Annotated in this window: 21 protein-coding genes and 1 pseudogene; 16 read left to right on the forward strand and 6 right to left on the reverse strand. The window is 64.7% G+C overall.

The annotated features are described in order from the left end of the window. Positions 1-94 precede the first annotated feature (94 nt). The 3 genes and pseudogenes from BLT73_RS17585 to BLT73_RS09270 form a co-directional block, all read left to right on the forward strand. A pseudogene (locus tag BLT73_RS17585) lies at positions 95-874 on the forward strand (IS3 family transposase); the annotation flags it as partial. A gap of 660 nt (positions 875-1,534) precedes the next feature. After that, a complete protein-coding gene (locus BLT73_RS09265) occupies positions 1,535-1,924 on the forward strand; it encodes a hypothetical protein (protein ID WP_090523149.1) in 390 nt (129 codons plus the stop codon). Between the two features lie 100 nt (positions 1,925-2,024). Then, complete coding sequence (locus BLT73_RS09270) at positions 2,025-4,022, forward strand: Stf0 family sulfotransferase (RefSeq protein WP_090523151.1); 1,998 nt, start codon at positions 2,025-2,027, stop codon at positions 4,020-4,022. 216 nt (positions 4,023-4,238) lie between these two features. Here BLT73_RS09270 and BLT73_RS09275 read toward each other — a convergent pair whose 3' ends face one another. Then, positions 4,239-4,484, reverse strand: coding sequence for a DDE-type integrase/transposase/recombinase (locus BLT73_RS09275; protein WP_425438815.1), 246 nt, complete (start codon positions 4,482-4,484; stop codon positions 4,239-4,241). 116 nt (positions 4,485-4,600) lie between these two features. Here BLT73_RS09275 and BLT73_RS09280 point away from each other — a divergent pair, with 116 nt between their 5' ends. Next, positions 4,601-5,044 carry a hypothetical protein gene (locus BLT73_RS09280; protein WP_090523159.1) on the forward strand — a complete coding sequence of 148 codons (444 nt, stop codon included), beginning with the start codon at positions 4,601-4,603 and terminating at the stop codon, positions 5,042-5,044. A gap of 284 nt (positions 5,045-5,328) precedes the next feature. Here the strand turns inward: BLT73_RS09280 and nagA are convergent, their stop codons facing one another. The 4 genes from nagA to BLT73_RS09300 are packed head-to-tail and all read right to left on the reverse strand — an operon-like array spanning position 5,329 to position 9,096. Next, a complete protein-coding gene (nagA, locus tag BLT73_RS09285; RefSeq protein WP_090523161.1) occupies positions 5,329-6,468 on the reverse strand; it encodes an N-acetylglucosamine-6-phosphate deacetylase in 1,140 nt (379 codons plus the stop codon). Further along, positions 6,468-7,493, reverse strand: coding sequence for an SIS domain-containing protein (locus BLT73_RS09290; RefSeq protein ID WP_090523177.1), 1,026 nt, complete (start codon positions 7,491-7,493; stop codon positions 6,468-6,470). The genes nagA and BLT73_RS09290 overlap by 1 nt, the downstream gene beginning before the upstream one ends. Then, the gene (locus BLT73_RS09295; RefSeq protein ID WP_090523180.1) at positions 7,490-8,260 is read right to left on the reverse strand and encodes a GntR family transcriptional regulator; all 771 of its coding nucleotides are present in this window, start codon (positions 8,258-8,260) and stop codon (positions 7,490-7,492) included. The genes BLT73_RS09290 and BLT73_RS09295 overlap by 4 nt, the downstream gene beginning before the upstream one ends. Further along, positions 8,257-9,096, reverse strand: a complete 840-nt coding sequence (locus BLT73_RS09300; protein WP_090523613.1) for a glucosamine kinase nucleotide-binding domain-containing protein — start codon at positions 9,094-9,096, stop codon at positions 8,257-8,259. Before BLT73_RS09300 ends, BLT73_RS09295 begins: the two co-directional genes overlap by 4 nt. 174 nt (positions 9,097-9,270) lie before the next feature. Between BLT73_RS09300 and BLT73_RS09305 the strand changes: the two genes are divergently transcribed. From BLT73_RS09305 to BLT73_RS09330, 6 genes are all read left to right on the forward strand, one after another. Beyond that, positions 9,271-10,152 carry an N-acetylmuramic acid 6-phosphate etherase gene (locus BLT73_RS09305; protein ID WP_090523182.1) on the forward strand — a complete coding sequence of 294 codons (882 nt, stop codon included), beginning with the start codon at positions 9,271-9,273 and terminating at the stop codon, positions 10,150-10,152. Positions 10,153-10,218: 66 nt separating this feature from the next. Further along, a complete protein-coding gene (locus tag BLT73_RS09310; RefSeq protein WP_090523183.1) occupies positions 10,219-11,478 on the forward strand; it encodes an ABC transporter substrate-binding protein in 1,260 nt (419 codons plus the stop codon). 123 nt (positions 11,479-11,601) lie between these two features. Next, on the forward strand, positions 11,602-12,522 hold the full coding sequence (locus BLT73_RS09315) for a carbohydrate ABC transporter permease (RefSeq protein ID WP_090523185.1): 921 nt from the start codon (positions 11,602-11,604) through the stop codon (positions 12,520-12,522). 12 nt (positions 12,523-12,534) lie between these two features. Beyond that, positions 12,535-13,374, forward strand: a complete 840-nt coding sequence (locus BLT73_RS09320) for a carbohydrate ABC transporter permease (RefSeq protein ID WP_090523614.1) — start codon at positions 12,535-12,537, stop codon at positions 13,372-13,374. After that, positions 13,371-14,393, forward strand: coding sequence for a Gfo/Idh/MocA family protein (locus BLT73_RS09325; RefSeq protein WP_176805021.1), 1,023 nt, complete (start codon positions 13,371-13,373; stop codon positions 14,391-14,393). Before BLT73_RS09320 ends, BLT73_RS09325 begins: the two co-directional genes overlap by 4 nt. A gap of 10 nt (positions 14,394-14,403) precedes the next feature. Continuing rightward, on the forward strand, positions 14,404-15,405 hold the full coding sequence (locus tag BLT73_RS09330) for an ABC transporter ATP-binding protein (protein WP_090523187.1): 1,002 nt from the start codon (positions 14,404-14,406) through the stop codon (positions 15,403-15,405). Between the two features lie 23 nt (positions 15,406-15,428). On the opposite strand, the gene BLT73_RS09335 is transcribed toward BLT73_RS09330, so the two are convergent. Then, on the reverse strand, positions 15,429-16,397 hold the full coding sequence (locus BLT73_RS09335) for a LysR family transcriptional regulator (RefSeq protein ID WP_090523189.1): 969 nt from the start codon (positions 16,395-16,397) through the stop codon (positions 15,429-15,431). A 134-nt stretch (positions 16,398-16,531) separates the two neighbouring features. Here BLT73_RS09335 and chvE point away from each other — a divergent pair, with 134 nt between their 5' ends. From chvE to BLT73_RS09365, 6 genes are all read left to right on the forward strand, one after another. After that, positions 16,532-17,587, forward strand: a complete 1,056-nt coding sequence (chvE, locus tag BLT73_RS09340) for a multiple monosaccharide ABC transporter substrate-binding protein (protein ID WP_090523191.1) — start codon at positions 16,532-16,534, stop codon at positions 17,585-17,587. 62 nt (positions 17,588-17,649) lie between these two features. Beyond that, the gene (gene mmsA, locus BLT73_RS09345; protein WP_090523193.1) at positions 17,650-19,179 is read left to right on the forward strand and encodes a multiple monosaccharide ABC transporter ATP-binding protein; all 1,530 of its coding nucleotides are present in this window, start codon (positions 17,650-17,652) and stop codon (positions 19,177-19,179) included. Positions 19,180-19,182: 3 nt separating this feature from the next. Continuing rightward, complete coding sequence (gene mmsB / locus BLT73_RS09350) at positions 19,183-20,370, forward strand: multiple monosaccharide ABC transporter permease (RefSeq protein WP_090523195.1); 1,188 nt, start codon at positions 19,183-19,185, stop codon at positions 20,368-20,370. Between the two features lie 3 nt (positions 20,371-20,373). Beyond that, positions 20,374-21,363 carry an AraD1 family protein gene (gene araD1, locus BLT73_RS09355; RefSeq protein ID WP_090523197.1) on the forward strand — a complete coding sequence of 330 codons (990 nt, stop codon included), beginning with the start codon at positions 20,374-20,376 and terminating at the stop codon, positions 21,361-21,363. Between the two features lie 8 nt (positions 21,364-21,371). Continuing rightward, positions 21,372-23,114, forward strand: coding sequence for an L-arabinonate dehydratase (gene araD / locus BLT73_RS09360; RefSeq protein WP_090523199.1), 1,743 nt, complete (start codon positions 21,372-21,374; stop codon positions 23,112-23,114). Continuing rightward, a complete protein-coding gene (locus BLT73_RS09365; RefSeq protein WP_090523201.1) occupies positions 23,114-24,037 on the forward strand; it encodes a Gfo/Idh/MocA family protein in 924 nt (307 codons plus the stop codon). Before araD ends, BLT73_RS09365 begins: the two co-directional genes overlap by 1 nt. Positions 24,038-24,162: the final 125 nt, after the last annotated feature.

Raw genomic sequence — 24,162 nt, forward strand, 5'->3', positions numbered from 1 at the left:
CCTCGGTAAATCTCGTCTTCTTCATCAGAATCTCCTCATCGAGTCTGCCGAGAAAATTCTACTTCCGCATCCCCTTAACCATGGGGAGGATTACCTGCGCAAGCGATTGCGCGAACTGGCCAATGACCGTCGCCGGTTCGGATATCGTCGTTTGGGCATCTTGCTGGCCAGAGAGGGCTTGGTGGTGAACCACAAGAAGCTGTTCCGGCTCTACCGCGAAGAAGGCCTTGCAGTCCATTGCAGGCGGTCGCGCAAGCGGGCTTTGGGCACACGCAGGCCTATTCTGGTGCCGGATCGCGTCAACCAGCGTTGGTCACTGGACTTCGTGTCTGACGCATTCGCAGATGGCCAGCGGTACCGGGTGCTGTGCATCGTGGATGACTATACGCGCGAGGCGCTGGCAACCGTCGTTGATCGTTCCCTGTCAGGTGCCCGCATGACACGTGAACTGGATGATCTAATCAGCAGGCGCGGCCAGCCGAACATGATTGTCTCTGACAATGGAACGGAAATGACATCTCACGCCGTGCTGAGATGGTGCCAGGATACGGGCGTCGGCTGTCACTACATCGCACCGGGAAAGCCGATGCAAAATGCTTTTGTCTAGTCATTTAACGGCAGGCTCAGGGACGAATGCTTGAATGAACATATCTTCGGCAACCTCGCCGAAGCCCGGAAGACCATCGAGAATTGGAGGATCGATTACAACACAGAACGCCCACACACGTCCCTTGGCGGGGTCGCACCAGCCGTCTACGCCAATCTCAACAATGCCGCCCGGCCGGCCTCGCTTGAACTCCGCAAGGGCTCCGCTCAACAGGCCTTAACCGCAAGCGTATCAACAGAAAGAAACAGGAACGGATTCTACACTTGAACGGCCCGGATCAGGGGGCTGGGTCACGCCCTTACCGATCGATTTCAGCGGCTTGGCTCCGCATCGGAACACGTGGTCGCCGAGCGCAGTTTCATGAGCCACGGTGAGTTCGGCGAGAGTGGGCTGGGTCCATGCCTACGATTGCCCGTCGCTCGCCCGTTGATGCCCCGTCGGCCCGCAGGCTGATGGTGTCTCGCTCGAAGTCCACGCGGTTCCTGGTCAGGTCGAGTATCGCGCCAACGCGGGCGGAGATGCCTAACAATAAGTTCTGCGCAAGACGAATGTGGGGACCGTGCTCGCGCTCGATGATAGGACGGGTCTCACATAGATTCAGGATGCGCTTGAACGCATCGAGGAGACGCACTAGCCAGTCGGCGTGGACTTGCAACGCATTAGCGCAAAAATTAACTTCGTCAGGGCGCGCACCCGCGGGCATAAGCTGGCTTGCAGATGCAAGCGCCTGATGGCGTTGAGATGTAGACGGCCTGAGTAAAAGGTGATCTGCATGTCTGGCTGTTTCGTGCTGGCCTACCATGCGATCCTACCGGTGGTGCCTTTCCGATGCTGCGCTTTTGGAAGGCCGAGGACATGGGCGACGCGGCACCCTCAATTCCAGACGATGACTTGGCGGAATGGCTGGTTTAGCGACGGCGCGAGAGCGTGTACGGAAAACGCCTCCGCCGCATCGATGTCGGCGCGGACTTTGCCGTCGACGGCATTAGGGAGCCGGCTCCGCTGACCGGCCGCGCCTTTGATCAGACCGCGTACCTGTCGCTACTGACCCGCGCGCAGGAAAGAACGCCCGCCGGTTTGACCGACCCCATGCTGACCATCCGGACGGGTAACGACAGGATGCTGGCGCTCACGCCCGACCGGATAACCAGCCTTGTGTCGCAGGCGATGACCTGGTTTGAGATCGTTGTGGCGACCGATCGGGCAATGAAGGATGGGACGGCAGCGTTTGCCGGCGGCATCCCCGAGGACTTCACCGATGGTCCGCAGCTGCGTGATGTCCTGTCCCGACGGCAACAACGCGCGGCAAGGCGGTAACTTCAGCGTCATCATTCGCCGGCCGTTCTTGCGCGAGTGTAGACGACTACAATCGAGTGACCTTGGAGCAGGTTGACCGGGCAGACAAAAAACATGATGTATGGGGTCATTCGTCTCGGCGTATATGACCCGACAACCACGTATCCTGATGGAGCACCCCTTGCCAAAACCCTTGTTCGTTACTCTGTTCATGGCGCGGAGTGGTTCAAAATTTCTACGCAGCCTGCTGAACCAGCATCCCGACATCGAGGATTTTGGCGAATTTTTTCACGATCGTGCTAAGAAATTCTTGACCGAAAAGGATCTGTTTATCGGATTGGGGCAGGTTCTTTTAACGTCCTGCCCGCAGCGCGGCATACAGTTCCGCTATCCGCGCCATTTCACCGAGATCCCGGAATTCGCCGAACTTTTGATTTCCCGCACCCAGGCAGTGAGGATCATACACCTGAAGCGACGCAACAAGCTGAAGGGCGCTATTTCACAGCAGAACGCCGAAGCATTGAAAAAGATGACTGGCAAGGCGCATTTGTTCAGAAAATCAGAGGTTTCGAAGCTTGATAAGACGGAGATAGACGTTCCGCGGGCCTTGAAAGAGGCGCAAGAGCGTGACCGGCTCGACGCCGAGTACTTTCGGTGGGCGGCATCTCAGTTTGAAACACTCGAAGTCTTCTATGAGGATCTTGTCGAGGATCGGGTGCAGACTGTTAGTACGATCTGCCGGTTTCTCGGATTAAACCCCATCAAGCCGGACACATTGCGCGAGAGTGAATTGGTTAAGGTCACATCAAGTGATCTGTCCAAGGCAATTGCTAACTACGATGACCTCGCACGCGAGGCGAAAGTCCTGGGCCTTCAACGCTGGCTGTTGGATGATGCTGAACTAGCCGCGCAGGCGGGCTCTGCCGAGCCGTTCGATGCGGGGAAGGCCTCTAAGAATTCGCATGACACGGCGCGCGCGAGCATTCGGGACGGATGGGACAAAGCGCTTGAATTTTGCGGCGAGACGCGCGCAGGTCATAAGGTGCGTCTAGTTGCGGAAAAGCTCGCACTGCGCACCAACACGGTATTCCTTGAAGACGTGGTTCACAATGGTCAGCCGCGCAGAATCATAACGCTACAGGGCGAGACGATCTGGCAAAGCTCCGATGCTGGGATGAGTTGGAGCCAACATGATATCGCGGCGCCGGCGCGCAAATGCTTCACGACCCGGACGGGGCGCCATTTTTTGCAGGACAAGACCGGCAAGATCGGGCTTTATGATGAACACTGGGCGCATATTGGCGATATTGAAACCGGCCCCTATCCTTGGCACGGCACTTGGAGCATCGACGAATGTCCCAGCACGGGAACCATCTTGTGGGCCGAATATCCCTATTGCGCCGAAACGGTGAATGTCTGGCGCTCGGTAGACGACGGACAGAGCTGGTCAATCTGTTTCAGTGTAAAAGGCCATGGCAGCGATCCCAAGCTGGGGGATATTCGCCATTTCCATCTGGTTCAGAAGTGCACCACTTGGCCGGGTCGCTGGTATCTGTCCTCCGGCGATCACCTCAGCCAGTGCCGATTCTGGACGTCGGATGATGATGGCGTCACATGGCAGGAAATCCCGCTGCAAAGCGTCAATGGGCCCGGCGCGAACGACCTGCCCGCTGAGCTGTACCCGCTGGTCTACCGCTTCACCGGCATGATCCAGTTGGACGACCGGCTGATCTGGGCGACCGACGACACGTTCCGCGGGAATGGCGCGCGGGTCTGCACTATGGACAAAAATGCCCTCGGCCATGTTCGCCTGTTCGGCGGCGATTGCGGCACGAACGAGATCCGCAATCTGATTCAGATCGACAACCGTTACGCGCTAGCAATTTCCGAAGCCAAACTAGATATTGACGCCGCCTACGCGTCTGTAATCGAGATGGTGGATGAACAAGTTGAAACCACCCTGTACCTGCCCAACCGTCGCGGCACAAAGAGCAACTTCATGAACGGCGTTAGCTCGAAGCAGGCGGACGATCGAGGTCGCTTTTTTGCGCAATCGGACAATATTGTGCTCTATCCGGCGCCGATGACGACCCGCTGGAAGTTCGATTTGGCCCGGTGAAAACCATGATAAGTGGGATGCAGGCGCGTACCCCCTTGCATTTCAGCGCTTCCCATGCCCAGTCCGGGTATTAGGCACGGTCACAGCGCAGCCATTTGGGCTATGGCAATCCACCCGGCAGTGCCCTTTCGCCAAGGTAGTAGTCGACTTGGCCAGCGATGATGGCGAGGTCAGGAGGACGTCCCAGGCTGCCGCAGAGGGCGGGTTGCTTGGTGTTCATGCCGCCTTCCCGTCCATCGAGATCTTGGCGCGGATCCATATCAACCGGACGGCCCAGGCGAAGGGTGTGAACTGCGAGCCCTGATCGGTGTTCATGATCCCTTGCGGGCCGAAGCTGGGGACCGCATCGGTCAATGCCTGGATGCAGAAGTCCGCTTCGAGGGTGATCCAGATGCGCCAGGCCAAGACCTTCCGCGTGAACCAATCTATGGTGGCGACCAAGTAGCGGAAGCCCCTTCGCATTGGCAGACAGGTGATGCCGGCGTACCAGACCCGCTTGGGCCGGTCGACCCGCAGGCCACCCAACAGGTATGTGTACCCGCGGGGCAATTGGCGGATTCCCCGGAACTCGGCGCGTCATGCTTGCCGGCCTGGTGCAGACTATACCCGGCCTTCTGAGCCTTGGGCTTCTGCCGCGCTTTTTCGGCGTTGGGGGATATAAAGCCGCGCTCTCTGCACTGCCCCCCGGATCAGAGATGTTCTTGGCGGCCAACAACAGCGCGGTGATGTCGGGTGCCCCGGAGGCGCGACACGGTGCTCTATCCGGTCTACTTGGCCTGTCACGTAGCCTTGGCCTGATGAGCGGCGCGTCCGCGATGTCGATCTTGTTCGTCGCAGTGATTGGAGCAGGCGACGTGGCAACAGCACCGATCGCCAAATTCACTTACGCCTTCAAGATCACCTTCGCCGCTGCCGCTGTCTTGGCGATGATCGCCTTGGGGATTGCGATCTGGAGCAGGCCAAGACTGCAAAACATAGCCCTAGGCGCGCCGCGAGGTCCTACTGCAATTCGCGGGTATTGAGGCATTGATCCTTCCGCTTCGCCGAGTGGTCCTCACCAGAGCCGCGCATTTCCGCATCGGCGCCAGCAGCGCCATGGCACTTCTTGTCTGCAGGATATTGACGGCGACAAGCCTTTAGGAAGCGGCTGATTGTCAAGAAAATAGCAGGTTGTGACGTACCGTGGTGTCTACACCGAAGATGTCGGGGGTTCGAATCCCTCACCGCCCACCAACTGGCGCATTTTTCGAGACGGAAGCGCCAGACCTGAGCCCTTTTCCCGGATTCCTCGCACCGTGTGCTCCGGTCATTGGGGAGCGTCCCAGTCCTCGCCGTTCCAGATGCCCGTGAGCGCAAGCCCGTCATCCAGCAGCACCGGCACTGGCGAGGTTCCTTGCGCGAGGGTGCCGAGCCGGTCCTGCATGCCGACAAGCCGGGCCGGAATTGCAGCCGCCATGGCGAGGGCGCGCTCGACCGGGATCTCCAGATCCTGCACCAGCACGCGCAGCGCCTTGTCCATGCTCAGATCGGCCCCGGCCAGCGTGCCGTCGGCCAGGGTCAGCCGGCCATTCTCGCGCCGCACCGGCCGTCCGTTCAGGTTCAGCTCGGCCAGGTCGGTGCCGGCGAAGGCCATGCAATCCGTGACCAGGAAGATCCCGTCCGGCCGCGCGGCCAGGGCGGTGCGCATCGCGGCCTCGTGGACATGGATGCCGTCCGCGATCAGCCCGGCATAGGGCGCGGCACCCGACAGCACGGCGCCGACCAGTCCGGGGCTGCGATGGCCCATCTGGCTCATCGCGTTGAACAGATGGGTGGCGCAGCGCGCACCCGCGGCGAAGGCGGCGGTGGCGCTGTCGTAATCGCAATCGCTGTGGCCGAGGCTGACGATCGCGCCGGCGCCGGACAGGGTGGCGATCTGCTGCGGGGTTGCGGCCTCGGGCGCCAGCGTCACCATCAGCACCGGCAGGGCGCGCGCCGCATCGCAGAGCCGGGCCAGATCCTCCTCTGCCATGGGCCGCACGAGCGCCGGATCATGCGCGCCCTTGCGGCGCGGGTCCAGATGCGGGCCTTCCAGATGCAGGCCGAGGAACCCCGGCACCTGCGCCGCCGCGGCCTCGATTCCGGCTTCGACGACCCGCGCCGTGGCCTCTGGCGTGTCGGTGATGAGCGTGGGCAGCACGCCCGCGCAACCTAGCGCGCGATGGGTGGCGCAGATATGGCGCAGTCCGGCCAGACCGGTGTCGCGATCCACCATCCGCCCGCCGCCGCCATTGATCTGCAGATCGATGAAGCCGGGCGCGATGATGCCCTCGCAGATGCGGGTGGACGGCCCGGCCTGATCGGCGGGCAGGATCGCCGCGACCCGCTCTCCCTCCATGATGAGTGCGGCGTCATCATGCAGCGTCGTGCCGTCGAAGATCCGCGCCCCCCCCAGAACCTGCCGCATCACACCGTCTCCGTGACCTTGCGCAGATGGGGCGGCGTGTCGGGGTCGAAGCCGCGCCGCCGCGCCAGCCCCTCCACGCAGGCGTAGAAACTGCCGATCAGTACCAGGGGCGCGACCATCGGATGCAGGCCGGAAACGGCGGGCAGGCGGGTCGCGCCCTTCGCATCGGCCCCGGTCAGGAACACATCCGCGCCCTGCTCGGCCAGCCGTTCGGCGGTGGCCACGACATGGGGCAGGGCGGCATCCTCGACCCCGAGGGCCAGGACCGGGAAATTGGCCTGCACGATGGCGGAGGGGCCGTGCAGCACCTCGGCGGAGCTGTAGGCCTCGGCATGGGTGCCGGAGGTCTCCTTCAGCTTGAGCGCGACCTCGTTGGCGATGGCATTGCCGGGGCCGCGCCCCAGCACATAGGCGGAGGCCGCGCGGGCCAGCCGGTCGGACAGGGGCGACCAGTCCATCGCCACGGATTGCGCGAATGCGTCGGGCAGGGCGGCGACGGCGGCGCGCAGATCCCCATCCTCGCGCCATTCGGCCAGCAGCGACAGTCCGGCCACGACCGAATTCACGAAGGTCTTGGTGGCGGCGACGCTTTTCTCCTCGCCCGCATGCAGCGCCAGGCAATGGGCCGAGGACTGCGCCATCGGGCTGTCGGCATGGTTGGTGATGGCGATGCTCAGCGCGCCGCCGTCGCCCGCGGCGCGGATCATGTCGACGATGTCCGGGCTCTGCCCGGATTGCGAGATGCCGATGCAGCCGGCGCGTTCCAGCCTCAGCGGGCGTTTGTAGATCGAGGCGACCGAGGGGCCGACCGAGGCGACCGGGATGCCGGCCTGCAGCTCGATGGCGTATTTCAGATAGGTCGCGGCGTGGTCGGACGATCCGCGCGCCACGGTGGTCAGCACCGCCGGATCGCGCGCGCGCAGCCCTTCGGCTGCCCGGCCCACCGCATCGCGGGACTGGTCCAGGAACCGGGCGACGGCGTCAGGGATCTCGGCCACTTCGCGGGCCATGTGCGATTGGGTCATTCGGCAGTCCTTTCGGCCTCGGGGGCCAGTTTGAGTTCGACGGCGAAGTCGTAGGCGTCGCCGCGATAGAGCGAGCGGGTGAACTCCACGACCTGACCGGAGGGCAGGTAGGAGACGCGTTCGATGCGCAGCCCGGCCACGCCCGCCAGCACGCCGAGCAGCATCGCGTCTTTTTCCGCCAGATTCGCGGCGGAGATGCGCTGCACCGCGCGCACCGGGCGATGCCCGCGCGAGGCCAGCACCGCGTAAAGACTGGTCTCGACCCGTTCGGGATCGGGCAGGATCGAGGCGGGCAGCGAGGCCCGCTCGATGGCCAGCGGCACCCCGTCGGAGCTGCGCACCCGCTCCAGCCGCGCCACCTGGTCATTGGCGCCGAGACCGAGCGCCATCACTTCTTCGGGGGCCGGTGGCATCACCGCGCGCGACAGCCAGCGGCTTTCGACCTGCATCCCGCGCCGGCGCATATCCTCGGTGAACGAGGTCAGCAGCGACAGCGCCTGTTCCAGCCGCTCCACCCGTGGGGCGACGAACGTGCCCGAACCGCGTTTCTGGACAAGCTGGCCGCTGGCCACGAGCGCCTCGACGCCCTTGCGGACGGTGACACGCGACAGCCCGGTCATCGCCGCCAATTCACGCTCCGGCGGCAGGCTGTCGCCCGGTTTCAGCTCGCCCGAGGCGATGGCCTCGGCAATGCGGCGGTGAAGCTGGACATAAAGCGGGCCGCCGCCCGTCTCGCTGAACGCATCAGGCGTAAACAGGCCGGTCATGCGTCCCGCCCCATCTGCCGGGCCATGTCGAGCGCCCCGTCCACCGCATTGCCCCGCGCCTCATGCACCGGCCATTCCCCGGACAGCCGCGCCGCGTAACGCGCGCCCAGCCCGCCGACGAACACCACCGGCAGCCGGTCGCCGCGCTGCAACGAGGCGATGGCATGTCGCACCTGCGCCACGGCATCGTCGAAGATGCGCCGTGCGGCCGGATCGTCGGACGCCACGACGCGCGGCGCATGGGCGCCGTAATCGACCGGCCGCGCGGTGTTCGAGAACCCGATGATCCCCTGGATGCCGCCGCATTCTTCCAGCACCTCTGCCAGCAGCGGCGTCATCTCCGCGAACCCGTCCGCGGCGCGCAGCGCCTCGGCCAGAAGCGTCCGGCCCAGCACCGCGCCGCTGGCCTCGTCCCCGAGCAGGAAGCCGCGCCCGCCGGCCTGCCGGATCTCGCCGCCGCGCTGTTCGGCATAGACGGAGCCGGTGCCGATCGCGGCAAGGATGCCGTCATCCTGGCCCAACGCGCCGCGCGCCGCAGCCATGCCGTCATTCACGATCTGCGCCTGCGCGAAGGGCAGCAGCGTCATCAGCCGGTCGCGGGCGACCTGCATCGCGCCCCCGGCCAGGCCGAGCGTCGCCACCAGATCCGACGCCGGAATATCCGTGCCGCGCAGCGCCTCGGCGGTTGCCGCCAGGATGTTCTCGGCGGCGCTTTCGACATTCGTGTTGATATTGGCAGGCCCCCCCGTGCCGCGCCCCAGGATGCGGCCATCGGCATCGGCCACAGCCGCCCGGCACCCCGTGCCTCCGCCATCGATTCCCAGATAAAACACCATGCGGATCTCCTCCAAGACGACAATACCAAAGAGATACCAAATGAAAAGGCCGAAAATACCACTCCGCACAGATAACTGATTAATCGGGATTAATGCTGCTACAGATAGAAAGATTAAAATTCCTGTTTACAATTGGTATTGTTTTGGCATTATTCGTCTGAAGAGGGGAATCACATGACCGACCGACCGACCGAGGCAAGGCACAGCCAGTCCGCCGGGCTGCATCAGCAGCAACCGGCCGAGGCGCTTTCGCTGCTGCTGGATGCGCAGATCGCGGCGTTGTCCGCGCTGCGCCCGGCGCTTCCCGCGCTCGGGCAGGCGGCGGCGGTCTGCGCCGATGCGCTCTCGGCGGGCGGACGCATGGGCTATGCCGGTGCGGGCAGCTCAGGGCTGATGGCGATGGCCGATTGCCTGGAGCTCGCGGGCACGTTCGGATTGCCGCCGGAGCGCACGCCGATGCTGTTCGCGGGCGGGGCGGCGGCGCTGCTGCACATGAAGGGCAGCGTCGAGGATGATTCCACGCAGGCACAGCGGGATGTGGAGGCGGCCGGGATCGGCGCGGGCGATGTGCTGCTGGTGCTGTCGGCATCGGGCGGCACGCCCTATGCGCTGGCGGCCGCCGGTGCGGCCCGCCAGCGCGGGGCGCGGATCGTCGGGCTGGCCAATGTGCCCGGCGCGCCCCTTCTGGAGATGGCCGATATCGCGGTGCTGATCGAAACCGGCGCCGAGATCGTGGCCGGTTCCACGCGGATGGGAGCGGCCACGGCGCAGAAAGTGGCGCTGAACATGCTGTCGGTGCTGGTCGGGATCCGGCTGGGCCATGTCCATGACGGCCATATGGTCAATCTGGTGGCCGACAATGCCAAGCTGGTCGCCCGCGCCGCACGCATCGTCTCGGAGGTGGCCGGGGTGCCGGCCGCCATGGCCGAGGCGGCGCTGGCAGCCTCCGGCGGCGGGGTCAAGCCCGCCATCCTGGTCGCGCGCGGCATGAGCCCGGAGAGGGCCGAAGCGCGGCTGCGGGAGACCGGCGGCCATCTGGCGCCGCTGCTCGATTGATCCGTCACGACAGAACGGTAAGGTTTCACGATGGGCCCCTACGGGCCCGACCACAGGGAGAGTAACATGACAAAGAATCTACGCCTCGCGCTGCTGGCCAGCACCGTCCTTGCTGGCACCGCCAGCGCCCAGGACGTGACGCTGACCGTCGAAAGCTGGCGCAATGACGACCTGACCATCTGGCAGGACACCATCATTCCCGCCTTCGAGGAGGCCAATCCCGGCATCAAGGTCCAGTTCACCCCGAGCGCGCCGGCCGAATACAACGCCGTGCTGAACTCCAAGCTCGAAGCCGGATCGGCGGGCGATCTGATTACCTGCCGGCCCTTCGACGCCTCGCTGGAGCTGTTCTCGCAAGGCCAGCTTGCCGATCTGACCGATCTCGACGCGATGTCGAATTTCTCCGACGTGGCGAAATCGGCCTGGCAGACCGACGATGGCAGCGCGACCTTCTGCGTGCCGATGGCCTCGGTGATCCACGGCTTCATGTACAACAAGTCGATCTTCGACGAGCTGGGGCTGGAGGTGCCGACGACGAACGAGGAATTCTATGCCGTCCTCGACGCGATCAAGGAAGACGGCACCTATATCCCGATGGCGATGGGCACCGCGGACCAGTGGGAAGCCGCGACCATGGGCTATCAGAATATCGGCCCGACCTACTGGAAGGGCGAGGAGGGCCGCAGGGCGCTGATCGAAGGCACCCAGAAGCTGACCGACGAGGCCTGGGTGGAGCCGTTCCGCCAGATCGCGCGGTGGAGCGATTATCTGGGCGACGGGTTCGAGGCGCAGACCTATCCCGACAGCCAGAACCTGTTCACGCTGGGCCGCGCCGCGATCTATCCGACCGGCTCGTGGGAGATCGGCGTGTTCACCCCGCAGATCGACGGCATGTTCGAGATGGGCGCCTTCCCGCCGCCCGTGCAGGCCGAGGGCGACACCTGCTATATCAGCGACCACACCGACATCGCGCTTGGCATGAACGCCGCGACCGAGAACCCGGAGGCCGCGCGGACCTTCCTCAACTGGGTCGGCTCACCGGAATTCGCGACGCTCTATGCCAACGCGCTTCCCGGTTTCTTCTCGATGAACTCCACCCCGGTCGAGATGGAGGACCCGGTGGCGCAGAAATTCGTGAGCTGGCGCGAGAATTGCGAGCCGACGATCCGTTCGACCTACCAGATCCTGTCGCGCGGCACGCCGAACCTCGAAAACGAGACCTGGAACGCCAGCGCCAATGTCATCAACGGCGCGGAGACGCCCGAAGATGCGGCGGCGCGACTGCAGGACGGCCTCGCCTCCTGGTACGAGCCGCAGCAGCAATAAGGCCGCGTGTCGCCGTGCCAGAATGGCGCGGCGGCACCGCGGGGACCGCGCGGTCCCAGCCGCCCGCCTGATCCGGCGGGCGGCACCCCGCAAGGCAGGATGACGAAGATGAAAGGAAGGGTCATGGCGCAGCGAAAGCCGTTTCGCTGGCATATCGTGGTGTTTCTCGCCCCGGCTGTGCTGGTCTATACCGCCATCATGATCGTGCCGCTGATCGGCACGCTGAACCTGTCGCTGTTCAGCCTGACCGAAGCGGGCGAGCGCGTCTTCGTCGGTCTGCAGAACTTCGCCACGCTGTTCGGCGATCCGCGATGGTCGGAGAGCTTCTGGAATGCGCTCATCAACAACGCCTGGTTCTTCCTGATCCACATGCTGGTGCAGAACCCGATCGGGGTGATGCTCGCGGCGCTGCTGTCCTCGCCGCGTCTGCGCATGGCGGCGTTCTACCGCACCGCGATCTTCATCCCCACCATCCTCAGCTTCGTGATCGTGGGCTTCGTCTGGAAGCTGATCCTGTCGCCGATCTGGGGCATCGCGCCGGGCATGCTGGACGCGGTCGGGCTGAAATCGCTGTTCGCGCCCTGGCTGGGCAAGGAGGAATACGCCCTGACCACGCTGGCGCTGATCTCGGTCTGGCAGTTCGTCGGCATCCCGATGATGCTGATCTACGCTGCCATGCTGTCCATCCCCGACGAGGTGATCGAGGCGGCCGAGATGGATGGCGTCACCGGCTGGTCGCAGTTCTGGAAGATCAAGCTGCCGCTGATCCTGCCCTCGATCGGGATCATCTCGATCCTGACCTTCGTGGGCAACTTCAACGCCTTCGATCTGGTTTATGTCAGCCAGGGGGCGCTTGCCGGGCCGAACTATGCCACAGACATCCTGGGCACGTTCCTGTATCGCACCTTCTTCGGCTTCCAGTTGCAGCTCGGCGATCCCCATATGGGGGCGGCCATCGCCACGGCCATGTTCGCCATCATCCTGGTGGGGGTCAGCATCTATCTGTTCGCCATCCAGACGCGGCTGCGCCGCTATCAGTTCTGAGAGGGGATGCGCATGAATTCCGCCCGCCACTCCGTGTTTCGCAGCGTCGCCGCCCACGGCATTCTGATCCTCTACACGGTGATCGCGCTGTTTCCGGTCTTCGTGATCGTCATCAACAGCTTCAAGTCGCGCCGCGCGATCTTCAACGAGCCGCTGGCCCTGCCCACGCCCGAGACATTCGATCTGATCGGATACCAGACGGTGCTGAAACAGGGTGATTTCTTCCAGTATTTCCTGAACTCGATGACCGTCACCGTCGGCAGCCTGTTCTTCGTGCTGATGTTCGGCGCGATGGCGGCCTTCGCGCTGTCGGAATACCGGTTCCGCGGCAATCTGCTGATGGGGCTTTACTTGGCGCTCGGCATCATGATCCCGATCCGGCTGGGCACGGTCGCCATCCTGCAGATCATGGTGGCGTCGGGGCTGGTCAACACGCTCACCGCGCTCGTGCTGGTCTATACCGCGCAGGGTCTGCCGCTGGCGATCTTCATCCTGTCGGAGTTCATGCGGTCCGTGTCCGACGATCTGAAGAATGCGGGCCGGATCGACGGGCTCAGCGAATACAAGATCTTCTTCCGGCTGGTGCTGCCCCTGGTGCGCCCGGCGCTGGCGACGGTGGCGGTGTTCACCATGATCCCGATCTGGAACGATCTGTGGTTCCCGCTGATCCTCGCGCCGTCAGAGGAAACCAAGACGATCACGCTGGGCAGCCAGGTCTTCATCGGCCAGTTCGTGACCAACTGGAACGCGGTCCTCGCCGCGCTCGGCCTCGCCATCGTGCCGGTGCTGGTCCTTTATCTGATCTTCTCCCGCCAGCTCATTCGCGGGATCACTGCAGGAGCCGTCAAATGATCCGTGTCCTCGTCGCCGGTCTGGGCAATATGGGGCTGAGCCACGCGCTCGCCTATCACCACAATCCCGATTTCGAGATCGTCGGGCTGGTCAACCGCAGCACGCCCAAGCTGCCCGACGCGCTCACTGCCTATCCGCTGAGCCATGATTTCGACGCCGCTTTGGCCGAGCTGAAGCCGGATCTGGTCTGCGTGGCGACTTATACCGACAGTCATGCCGATCTGGCCATCAAGGCGATGGAGGCGGGGGCGCATGTCTTCGTCGAGAAGCCGCTGGCCTCGACCGTGGCGGATGCGCAGCGCGTCGTCGATTGCAGCGTCCGCACCGGGCGCAAGCTGGTGGTCGGCTATATCCTGCGCCATCACCCGAGCTGGCAGCGTCTGATCGACACGGCGCGTGATCTGGGCGGGCCTTACGTGTTCCGGCTGAACCTCAACCAGCAAAGCAAGGGCGAGACCTGGAAGGTGCATAAATCGCTGATGGAAACCACGCCGCCAATCGTCGATTGCGGGGTGCATTACGTCGATGTCATGTGCCAGATCGCGGACGCCGCCCCGGTGGAGGTGCGCGGCATGGGCCTGCGGCTCAGCGACGAGATCGCGCCGGAGATGTATAATTACGGCCATTTCCAGGTGCTGTTCGCGGATGGCTCGCTCGGCTGGTACGAGGCCGGCTGGGGGCCGATGATGTCGGATACGGCCTTCTTCGTGAAGGACGTCGTCTCGCCCAACGGCGCGGTGTCGATCCGCATGCCCGAGGATGCGCGCTCCGACGACATCGACACCCATACCCGCACCGCCACCCTGCGGGTCCACCGCGTCGGCCAGCCCGACGAGGATCTGAACATGTCCGACGAACCGGGACATCAGCAGCTTTGCGACCGCGAACAGGCCTTCGTGGCGCAGGCCATTCGCGAGGATCTGGACCTCAGCCGCTTCATGCAGGACGCGGTGCGCTCTCTGGCGATCTGCCTGGCCGCCGATGAAAGTGTGCGCAGCGGTGCGCCGGTCAAACTCTGAAGGAAACCCTATGGGAACGCTGTCTCTTTCCAACGTCACCAAGACTTTCGGCAAGGTCGAGGTCATCAAGGGTGTCGATCTGACCGTGGATGACGGTGAATTCTGCGTCTTTGTCGGGCCATCCGGCTGCGGCAAGTCCACGCTTCTGCGGATGATCGCGGGGCTGGAGGACGTGACCTCGGGCGATGTGCGGCTCGACGGCGACCGGATCAACGATCTGGCCCCGGCCAAGCGCGAGATCGCGATGGTGTTCCAGACCTATGCGCTCTACCCGCATCTGAGCGTGCGTGACAATATGGGGCTGGGGCTGAAACAGCTCGGCACGCCGAAGGCCCAGATCACGGCGGCGGTGGAGAAGGCAGCGACGATGCTGGCGCTCGAGCCGCTGATGGATCGCCGGCCATCCGAGATGTCAGGCGGGCAGCGGCAGCGCGTGGCCATCGGCCGGGCCATCGTGCGGACCCCGAAGCTGTTCCTGTTCGACGAACCGCTGTCCAACCTCGATGCGGCGCTGCGCGTCGCCACCCGGATCGAGATCGCGCGGCTGCACCGGGAACTGGACGCGACGATGATCTATGTCACCCATGACCAGGTCGAGGCGATGACGCTGGCCGACAAGATCGTGGTGCTGCGCGCCGGGCTGGTGGAGCAGGTGGGTCGCCCGATGGATCTGTACAACGATCCCGACAACACATTCGTGGCCGGGTTCATCGGCAGCCCGCAGATGAATTTCCTGAAATCCGCCTCGCTCGGCCTCAGCTCCGACACGCTTGGCATCCGGCCCGAGCATGTGGCGATCAGCGCCAGCCAGGGCGACATCGAAGGCCGGGTCAGCCATCTGGAAAAGCTGGGCGGCGAGACGCTGACCTATGTGCGCACCGAGGCGCACGGGCTGCTGACGGTGCGCCAGTTCGGCGAGCACGACCATCAGGTCGACGGCACGGTCTGGCTGACGCCCGATCAGGCGCGCGCGTTCCACTTCGATGCCGACGGTCAGCGGTTGCGCCGGTAAGCCATCGCCTGGCTGGCTGGCATTCAATACCGCCCCGTGCCCGCGCCCAGATCGCGCGCCCCGCGTTCCGAGAACGCGATCACCCCGTCGCGCAGCCTTGCTGCCAGCGGCGAGAGCGGCCGTCGGCGCAGGCTGAGCAGGTAATAGGGCGGCACCCGGATCTCGCGTTGCAGCCGCAATACCGCGAATCCGGCGCTGACCGGCGGGCGCAGCAGAAGCTGCGCCACCTCGTCCGAGATGGGCGAGATCGCATCGCTCTGCGACAGATAGGCGATGGTCAGCAGCAGGGACGGGCTGCTGACGATGTTGCGCGGCTCTCCCAGCCCGACACTGGCAAAGGCATCAAGCGCGGCCTCGCGAATCGGGGCGCCGCGCCGCTGCATGATCCATTCGTATTCCGACAATTCGGTCAGGGTCACGGCGGGCGCGCGGGCCAGCGGATGGGTCTGGCGGACCAGCATCGACACGTTCTCGTCGCGCATCGGCAGGATGTTCAGGTCGCGATTCTCGAATTCCGGCAGGATGCGGCCCAGCACGAAATCCATCTCTCCGGCGAATAAGGCGCCCAGCAATTCGCGCGACGGCAGCACATCGACGGTGATGTCGGCCTCGGGTGCGGCCTGCTTGATCTCTCGGATGGCCGAGACGAGGTAGTTCACCGCCGGGCCTGTGACCGCGCCGATGCGGACCGACCCGGCCAGCCCGCCCCGCAGCGCGGTGACATCGGATGCCATGCTGTTGAATTCACGCAGGATCACCCGGGCGCGGCGCAGAACGGTCCGGCCGATCTCGGTTGGCGTCATGCCCTTGGGCGCGCGCAGGAAGAGCGGCGCGCCGACCTGTCGCTCCGTGTCCGCCAGCATCCGCGACGCGGCGGGCTGACTCATCGCGCAGGCGTCCGCGGCAAGCTGCAACTGCCCATGCTCGGCAATCTCGTGAATCAGGCGAAGCTGGGCGGGCTTCAGCAGCAGCCGTGCGGGACCGTCAGACATATCAAATCCGTTATGCAGATCGTCGGAATACTCATTTTACCATTATGTCGCGCCATTGCTACGCTGTGCAGCGTCCCCATAAGCGGGAACAATTTTGACAGGGGAGCGGCGCGAGGCCGCTTGGGAGGGAAAACATGAAAATCAGGAACGCGGCGGTCGCGCTGGCGATCGGAGTCTCGTGGCTGGCCGGCGGGGCCATGGCCGAAACCGTGGGGATCGCGATGCCCACGAAATCCTCGGCCCGCTGGATCGATGACGGCAACAACATGGTCAAGCAGTTCGAGGAGGCGGGCTACGACACCGATCTGCAATATGCCGAGGATGACATCCCCAACCAGCTCGCGCAGGTCGAGAACATGATCACCAAGGGCGTCGATGTGCTGGTGATCGCCGCCATCGACGGCACCACGCTGTCGAACGCGCTCGCCAACGCCAAGGCCGCTGACATCAAGGTGATCGCCTATGACCGGCTGATCCGCGACACGCCGGATGTCGATTACTATGCCACCTTCGACAACTTCAAGGTGGGTGTGGAGCAGGCCAGTTCGCTGGTCAGCGGTCTGGAAGAGCGCTTCCCCGATCAGGAGCCGTGGAATGTCGAGCTGTTCGGCGGCAGCCCGGACGACAACAACGCCTATTTCTTCTATGACGGCGCGATGTCGGTGCTCCAGCCGCTGATCGATGACGGCTCCATCGTGATCCCGTCGGGGCAGATGGGCATGGACACGGTCGGCACGCTGCGGTGGGATCCGGCCACCGCGCAGGCGCGGATGGATAACATCCTGTCGGCCAACTACACCGACCAGCAGGTGCATGGCGTGCTGTCGCCCTATGACGGGCTGTCCATCGGCATCCTCTCCTCGCTGAAGGGCGTGGGCTACGGCTCAGGCGACATGAAGATGCCTATCGTCACCGGCCAGGACGCCGAGGTGCAGTCGGTCAAGTCCATCCTCGCGGGCGAGCAGTATTCGACCGTGTTCAAGGACACCCGCGAGCTGGCCCGCGTCACCGTCGATATGGTCAACGCCATGCTCGAGGGCGAGGAGCCCGAGGTGAACGACACCGAAACCTACGACAACGGCGTCAAGGTCGTGCCGTCCTATCTGCTGGAGCCGGTCGGCGTGAACGAATCCAACTGGGAAGAGATCCTGCTGGAGTCCGGCTATTACGAGGAAGGCCAGATCCAGTAACCCGATCCGCCGGGGCCGCCGCATGCCGCGCGGCCCCGGCCTGCCTCCAGCGGAGCAAGCCCATGACCGCGCTTCTGGAAATGCGCAACATCACCAAGACATTCCCCGGCGTGAAGGCGCTCGACGATGTCAGCATCTCCGTGCGCGAGGGCGAGATCCACGCGATCTGCGGCGAGAACGGCGCCGGGAAATCCACGCTGATGAAGGTGCTGTCGGGTGTCTATCCCATCGGCAGCTACGAGGGCGAGATCGTCTATGACGGCGACACCGCCGAATTCCGCGGCATCCGCGACAGCGAGGATCGCGGCATCATCATCATCCACCAGGAACTGGCGCTCGTCCCGCTGCTGTCCATCGCGGAAAACATATATCTCGGCAATGAGCGCGCCAGCAGCGGCGTGATCGACTGGCACGAAACCTTTCAGCAGACCGAGGGGCTTCTGGCCAAGGTCGGGCTGCGCGAGGCGCCGGGCACCAAGGTGGACAGCCTGGGCGTCGGCAAGCAGCAGCTTGTCGAGATCGCCAAGGCCCTGTCGAAGAATGTCCGGCTGCTGATCCTCGACGAGCCCACCGCTGCCTTGTCGGAATCCGACAGCCAGGCGCTGCTGGACCTGCTGCTGGAACTGAAGGGGCAGGGTGTCACCTCGATCATCATCAGCCACAAGCTGAACGAGGTGCGCCGCGTGGCCGACAGCGTCACCGTGATCCGCGACGGAGCCACCATTTCGACCCTCGACGCGCGCGGGGGTGAACTGACCGAGGACCGCATCGTGCGCGACATGGTCGGGCGCGACATGGCGCATCGCTATCCCGAACGCGAGGCGCGGGCGGGCGAAGTCATCTTTGAATTGTCGGACTGGAATGCCTGGCACCCCGAACATGCCGACCGGCAGGTGATCGAGGATGTCTCGATGACGGTGCGCGCGGGTGAGGTGGTGGGCATTGCCGGGCTGATGGGGTCGGGACGGACCGAGCTTGCGATGAGCATTTTCGGCAAATCCTACGGCCGCAATGTCTCGGGCGAGGTGCGGATGCACGGAAAGCCGGTCGATGTCTCGACCGTGGATCGCGCCATCAATGCCGGGCTCGCCTATGTGACCGAGGACCGCAAGACGCTCGGCCTGATCCTGGAGGACACGATCCGGCGAAACACCGTGCTGGCCAATCTGGACGGGGTCTCGGCGCGCGGCGTTCTGGACGAGAAGCGCGAGACCGAGGTGGCCGAGACATACCGCAAGGCGCTGCGCATCCGCACGCCGTCGGTGTTTCAGAAGGTGATGAACCTGTCGGGCGGCAACCAGCAGAAGGTGGTGTTGTCGAAATGGCTGTTCACCGAGCCGGAACTGCTGATCCTCGACGAACCGACGCGCGGCATCGATGTCGGCGCGAAATATGAAATCTACAGCATCATCAACGAACTCAGCGCGGCGGGAAAGGCCGTCATCATGATCTCGTCGGAGATGCCCGAGTTGCTGGGCATGTGCGACCGGATCTACGTGATGAACGAGGGCCGCTTCGTGGGCGAGCTGGCGGCGGCTGAGGCCAGCCAGGAATCGATCATGTCGCTGATTGTCAGGGACAAGGGGGAATAGGTCATGGAACAGGCAGAACGCGCAGGCGGGATCGGCATCGGCGCCTATATCGCGCGCCATATCCGGGAATACGGGCTGCTTTTCGCGCTGATCGCGATCATGCTGTTCTTCCAGATCGTCACCGGCGGCGTGCTGCTGCGCCCGGTCAACATCACCAACCTGTTCCTGCAGAACAGCTATATCATCATCATGGCGCTCGGCATGTTGCTGGTCATCGTGGGCGGCAATATCGACCTGTCCGTCGGCTCGGTGATGGGGTTCATCGGGGCGCTTGCCGCGGTGATGATCGTGAACTGGGATCTGCCGGTGGGCGTGGCGATGATCGGCTGTCTCATCACCGGCATGGCGATCGGCGCGGTCCAGGGCTATTTCGTGGCCTACTGGAAAATCCCCTCCTTCATCGTCACCCTGGCCGGGATGCTGGTGTTCCGCGGCTTGTCGCTGTGGCTGCTGGCCGGGCAGTCCATCGGCCCGTTCCCGCAAAGCTTCCAGTCCCTGTCCACCGGCTTCATTCCCGATCTGTTCGGGATCGGGCGGCCCAACGGGCTGGCGCTGGCGGTGGGTGTGGCGGCGGCGGTCCTGCTGGTCTGGTTCGGCCTGCGCGCCCGCGCCCAGAATGCCCGCTACGGGATCGAGGACGAGCCCTGGGGCCTGTTCGTATTCCGCAACGCCATCGTGGCGGCGGCACTGCTGTTCGTGACCTGGAAACTGGCCTGGTTCCGCGGTCTGCCCAACGTGCTGCTGTCGATGGTCGTGCTGACGGTGATCTATGTGTTCGTGACCGAGCGCACCACGATCGGCCGCCGCGTCTATGCGGTGGGCGGCAATGCCAAGGCCGCGAAACTGTCGGGCATCCGCACCGAGCGGCTGACCTTCCTCACCTTCGTGAATATGGGGCTGCTGGCGGCTCTCGCCGGGCTGATCTTCGCCGCACGGCTGAACACCGCCACGCCCAAGGCCGGATTCGCGGTCGAGCTGGATGTGATCGCCGCGGTGTTTATCGGCGGCGCCTCCATGGCCGGCGGCTCGGGCAAGATCGTCGGCGCGGTGGTCGGGGCCTTCATCATGGGGGTGATGAACAACGGCATGTCGATCCTGGGCATCGGCATCGACTACCAGCAGGTCATCAAGGGGATGGTGCTGCTCGCCGCGGTCTTCTTCGACGTCTACAACAAGAACAAGGAAGCCTGATCCATGCATCTGTCACAGCTCACCCTAACCGATGGGCGCCGCGCCGTGGCGGTGCGGGACGGCGCGGATGCCAGGCTGCTGCCCGAGGTCGAGACGACGCGCGAGCTGGCGCTTGCCGCCATCGCCGCGGGCCGCTCGCTGCGCGAAGAGATCGCGTCGCGGACCCTGGGCGATGCGGTCGATCTGGCCGCGGCCCTGGCGGACGGGCGGATGCTGCTGCCGCTCGATCATCCCGATCCGGCGCATCTGCATCTGACCGGCACCGGCCTGACCCATCTTGGCTCGGCCTCGACCCGCGACGCGATGCACCAGAAGGCCGCGGCGGAGGATCTGACCGACTCGATGAAGATGTTCCGCATGGGGCTGGAGGGCGGTAAGCCTGGTGCGGGGCAGGTCGGCGCGCAGCCGGAATGGTTCTACAAGGGCAATGGCTACGCCGCCGCCCGTCCCGGCGCGCCGCTCGATTCCCCGGATTTCGCGCTCGATGCGGGCGAGGAGCCGGAGATTGCCGGTCTGTATGTGATCTCCGGTGATGGTCAGCCGTTCCGGCTGGGCTTCGCGCTCGGCAACGAATTCTCCGACCACGTAACAGAACGCGGCAATTACCTGTGGCTCGCGCATTCCAAGCTGCGCCCGGCGAGCTACGGGCCGGAGCTGCTGATCGGTGATCTGCCGGACCATGTCGAAGGCACCAGCCGGCTCTACCGCGACGATGGGGTCATCTGGGAGAAACCCTTCCTGTCGGGCGAGGCGAACATGTCCCACAGCCTCGCCAATCTGGAACATCACCACTTCAAATACGATCTGTTCCGCCAGCCGGGCGACGTGCATGTGCATTTCTTTGGCACCGCCACGCTGTCCTTCGCGGATGGCATCACCACCAGCCCCGGCGACATGTTCGAGATCGCCTGCCCGGATTTCGGCCTGCCGCTGCGCAATCCGATCCGGCAGCGCGATTCCCTCGCGGCCCCCGTCGCCGTCGCCAGGCTCTGAGGTTCGCCATGACGTTCAAACCCGCCGCATGGCCCCGCAAGCTGCGTTCGCAGGAATGGTATGGCGGCACATCGCGCGACACGATCTATCATCGCGGCTGGCTGAAGAACCAGGGCTATCCGCATGACCTGTTCGACGGCCGCCCGGTGATCGGCATCCTGAACACCTGGTCGGACCTGACGCCCTGCAACGGCCATCTGCGCGAACTGGCCGAGAAGGTGAAGGCAGGGATCTGGGAGGCGGGCGGTTTTCCCGTCGAGGTGCCGGTCTTCTCGGCCAGCGAGAACACCTTCCGCCCGACCGCGATGATGTTCCGCAACCTCGCCGCACTGTCGATCGAGGAGCAGATCCGGGGCCAGCCGATGGATGGCGCAGTGCTGCTGGTGGGCTGCGACAAGACCACGCCCAGCCTGCTGATGGCCGCGGCCTCGACCGACATCCCGTCCATCGTCGTCACCGGCGGGCCGATGCTGAACGGCTATTTCCGGGGCGAGCGGGTCGGGTCCGGCACGCATCTGTGGAAATTCTCCGAAGCGGTGAAGGCCGGAGAGATGACCCAGGCGGAGTTTCTGGAGGCCGAGCAGTCGATGAGCCGTTCCTCGGGCAGTTGCAACACGATGGGCACGGCCTCGACCATGGCCTCGATGGCCGAGGCGCTCGGCATGGCGCTGTCGGGCAATGCCGCGATCCCCGCCGTGGACAGCCGCCGCCGGGTGATGGCGCAGCTTTCGGGGCGGCGCATCGTGCAGATGGTCAAGGACGATCTGAAACCGTCGGACATCCTGACCACGCAGGCCTTCGAGAACGCGATCCGCACCAACGGCGCGATCGGTGGCTCAACGAACGCGGTGGTGCATCTGCTGGCGCTTGCCGGCCGCGTCGGCGTCGATGTGACGCTGGATGACTGGGACCGCTGCGGGCGCGACGTCGCCACCATCGTGAACCTGATGCCGTCGGGCAAATACCTGATGGAGGAATTCTTCTATGCCGGCGGCCTGCCGGTGGTGCTGAAACGGCTCGGCGAAGGCGGGCAGTTGCACAAGGACGCGCTGACCGTCAGCGGCGAGACGATATGGGACGAGGTCAGGGACGTCATCAACCACAACGAGGACGTGATCCTGCCGCTCGATCAGGCGCTGACCGCGCAGGGCGGCATCGCGGTGCTGCGCGGCAATCTCGCGCCCAATGGCGCCGTGCTCAAACCCTCTGCCGCGTCCGAGCATCTGCTCAGCCATCGCGGCCGGGCGGTCGTGTTCGAGGATATCGACGACTACAAGGCGCGGATCAATGACGAGGCGCTCGATATCGACGAAAGCTGCGTGATGGTGCTGAAGAATTGCGGACCCAAGGGCTATCCCGGCATGTCGGAGGTCGGCAATATGGGCCTGCCGCCCAAGGTGCTGAAGAAGGGGATTACCGATATGGTCCGCATCTCGGACGCGCGCATGTCGGGCACGGCCTACGGGACGGTGGTGCTGCATACCAGCCCCGAGGCCGCGGCGGGCGGGCCGCTGGCCGTGGTGCGCAATGGCGACATGATCGAGCTGGATGTGCCCAACCGCCGCCTGCATCTGGATATCAGCGATGCCGAGCTGGCCGCGCGGCTGGCCGACTGGACCCCGACCCATGAGCAGGCCGAAAGCGGCTATGGCTGGTTGCATCAGACCCATGTGATGGGCGCGGATACCGGCGCCGATCTGGACTTTCTGCGCGGCTGCCGCGGCAATCCGGTCGGAAAGGACAGCCACTGATGGCCGCGCCCGGACAGATCGCGCTCGTCGGCATCGGCAAGATCGCCCGCGACCAGCATGTGCCCGCCATCGCGGCAAGCCCGGACTGGACGCTTGCGGCAACGGTCTCGCGCAATGGCCGGATCGAGGGGGTGGAGGGCTTCACCGATCTGGACGAGATGCTGGCCGCGCGGCCCAAGATCGGCACGGTCAGCCTGTGCCTGCCGCCGGTGCCGCGCTTCGCCGCCGCGCAGGCGGTGCTGCGCGCCGGACGTCACCTGATGCTGGAAAAACCGCCCGGCGCCACGCTGGCCGAGGTGCGAATCCTGGAGGAGATGGCCCGCGCGCAGGGGGTCAGCATCTTCGCCACCTGGCACTCGCGCGAGGCCGAGGCGGTGGCGGCGGCGAAACGCTGGCTTTCGGGTCGCGAGATCCGCGAGGGCCGCATCACCTGGCGCGAGGATATCCGCAAATGGCATCCCGGGCAGGACTGGATCCTGGAGGCGGGCGGGATGGGCGTGTTCGATCCCGGCATCAACGCGCTGTCGATCCTGACCGAGATCCTGCCGCAAAAGCTGCGCCTGATCTCGGCCGATCTGGACGTGCCGGAAAACCGGCAGGCGCCCATCGCCGCGCGGCTGGAATTCGGCGGCAGAATCTCGGCCGATCTCGATTTCCGCCAGGAGGGGCCGCAAACCTGGGACGTGGAGTTTCAGACAGATGCCGGGCATCTGGCCCTGCGCATGGGCGGCAATGTGCTGGAAATCGACGGCACCCCGGCGGGTGGCGAGAACAGCATCATGGGCGAATACCCAGCGCTCTACGCGCGCATGGCCGAGCTGGTGCGGGACGGGGCGAGCGATGTTGATCTCGCCCCAATGATGCTGGTCGCCGACGCCTTCCTGCTGGGCCGGCGCAACGTGGTGGAGGCATTCGCGTTCTGACCCATCCGCCCGCGCGGTTTTTCGTGGTGCGGGCTGGTCGGATCGAACGGGAAGATCCGCAACCGGCGGCAGCGCCGCTTGCGGCGGTGAACCGGCAAAATGCCGGCTGTTGAAGGGGCCGGGCA

Origin of the sequence: Paracoccus isoporae (assembly GCF_900101865.1) — a bacterium.
In the GTDB taxonomy this organism is placed as follows: Bacteria; Pseudomonadota; Alphaproteobacteria; order Rhodobacterales; family Rhodobacteraceae; genus Paracoccus; species Paracoccus isoporae.

What these genes read in the sequence shown, in the direction of transcription:
- BLT73_RS09270 (WP_090523151.1), top strand. Translation starts at nt 2,025, where the DNA reads ATGGGGTCATTCGTCTCGGCGTATATGACCCGACAACCACGTATCCTG.
- BLT73_RS09275 (WP_425438815.1), bottom strand. Translation starts at nt 4,484, where the DNA reads ATGCGAAGGGGCTTCCGCTACTTGGTCGCCACCATAGATTGGTTCACG.
- BLT73_RS09280 (WP_090523159.1), top strand. Translation starts at nt 4,601, where the DNA reads ATGCTTGCCGGCCTGGTGCAGACTATACCCGGCCTTCTGAGCCTTGGG.
- nagA (WP_090523161.1), bottom strand. Translation starts at nt 6,468, where the DNA reads ATGCGGCAGGTTCTGGGGGGGGCGCGGATCTTCGACGGCACGACGCTG.
- BLT73_RS09290 (WP_090523177.1), bottom strand. Translation starts at nt 7,493, where the DNA reads ATGACCCAATCGCACATGGCCCGCGAAGTGGCCGAGATCCCTGACGCC.
- BLT73_RS09295 (WP_090523180.1), bottom strand. Translation starts at nt 8,260, where the DNA reads ATGACCGGCCTGTTTACGCCTGATGCGTTCAGCGAGACGGGCGGCGGC.
- BLT73_RS09300 (WP_090523613.1), bottom strand. Translation starts at nt 9,096, where the DNA reads ATGGTGTTTTATCTGGGAATCGATGGCGGAGGCACGGGGTGCCGGGCG.
- BLT73_RS09305 (WP_090523182.1), top strand. Translation starts at nt 9,271, where the DNA reads ATGACCGACCGACCGACCGAGGCAAGGCACAGCCAGTCCGCCGGGCTG.
- BLT73_RS09310 (WP_090523183.1), top strand. Translation starts at nt 10,219, where the DNA reads ATGACAAAGAATCTACGCCTCGCGCTGCTGGCCAGCACCGTCCTTGCT.
- BLT73_RS09315 (WP_090523185.1), top strand. Translation starts at nt 11,602, where the DNA reads ATGGCGCAGCGAAAGCCGTTTCGCTGGCATATCGTGGTGTTTCTCGCC.
- BLT73_RS09320 (WP_090523614.1), top strand. Translation starts at nt 12,535, where the DNA reads ATGAATTCCGCCCGCCACTCCGTGTTTCGCAGCGTCGCCGCCCACGGC.
- BLT73_RS09325 (WP_176805021.1), top strand. Translation starts at nt 13,371, where the DNA reads ATGATCCGTGTCCTCGTCGCCGGTCTGGGCAATATGGGGCTGAGCCAC.
- BLT73_RS09330 (WP_090523187.1), top strand. Translation starts at nt 14,404, where the DNA reads ATGGGAACGCTGTCTCTTTCCAACGTCACCAAGACTTTCGGCAAGGTC.
- BLT73_RS09335 (WP_090523189.1), bottom strand. Translation starts at nt 16,397, where the DNA reads ATGTCTGACGGTCCCGCACGGCTGCTGCTGAAGCCCGCCCAGCTTCGC.
- chvE (WP_090523191.1), top strand. Translation starts at nt 16,532, where the DNA reads ATGAAAATCAGGAACGCGGCGGTCGCGCTGGCGATCGGAGTCTCGTGG.
- mmsA (WP_090523193.1), top strand. Translation starts at nt 17,650, where the DNA reads ATGACCGCGCTTCTGGAAATGCGCAACATCACCAAGACATTCCCCGGC.
- mmsB (WP_090523195.1), top strand. Translation starts at nt 19,183, where the DNA reads ATGGAACAGGCAGAACGCGCAGGCGGGATCGGCATCGGCGCCTATATC.
- araD1 (WP_090523197.1), top strand. Translation starts at nt 20,374, where the DNA reads ATGCATCTGTCACAGCTCACCCTAACCGATGGGCGCCGCGCCGTGGCG.
- araD (WP_090523199.1), top strand. Translation starts at nt 21,372, where the DNA reads ATGACGTTCAAACCCGCCGCATGGCCCCGCAAGCTGCGTTCGCAGGAA.
- BLT73_RS09365 (WP_090523201.1), top strand. Translation starts at nt 23,114, where the DNA reads ATGGCCGCGCCCGGACAGATCGCGCTCGTCGGCATCGGCAAGATCGCC.